Origin of the sequence: Streptococcus suis (assembly GCF_002964045.1) — a bacterium.
GTDB classification, from domain to species: Bacteria; Bacillota; Bacilli; order Lactobacillales; family Streptococcaceae; genus Streptococcus; species Streptococcus suis_U.
Genome location: NZ_POPB01000166.1, coordinates 1 through 316 on the forward strand (window position 1 = coordinate 1; position 316 = coordinate 316).

1 pseudogene is annotated in these 316 nt (G+C 43.0%); it reads right to left on the reverse strand.

Going from position 1 to position 316, the window contains the following annotated elements:
- Positions 1-316, reverse strand: a pseudogene (locus C1E99_RS01020) (carbamate kinase); the annotation flags it as partial.

Sequence of the window (316 nt, forward strand, 5' to 3'; positions counted from 1 at the left end):
GCAATAGCTGCTTCAACTTTCGGTAGCATGGAACCTGGTGCGAATTGATTTTGTTTGATATATTCTTCCAATTCAGCTACGGTAACTGTTTCTAATTTTTCTTGATCTGGTTTGTTGTAGTTGACAAAGACATAGTCCACACCTGTCAAGACGATAAACAAGTCTGCATCAACCAATTCTGCCAAACATTGAGAAGCAAAGTCTTTATCAATAACTGCTTCCACACCGGTCAGGGTGCCATCTGCTTCTTGGACAACTGGAATACCTCCACCACCAGCAGCTACGACTACCTCACCTGCATTGAGAAGGGTACGAA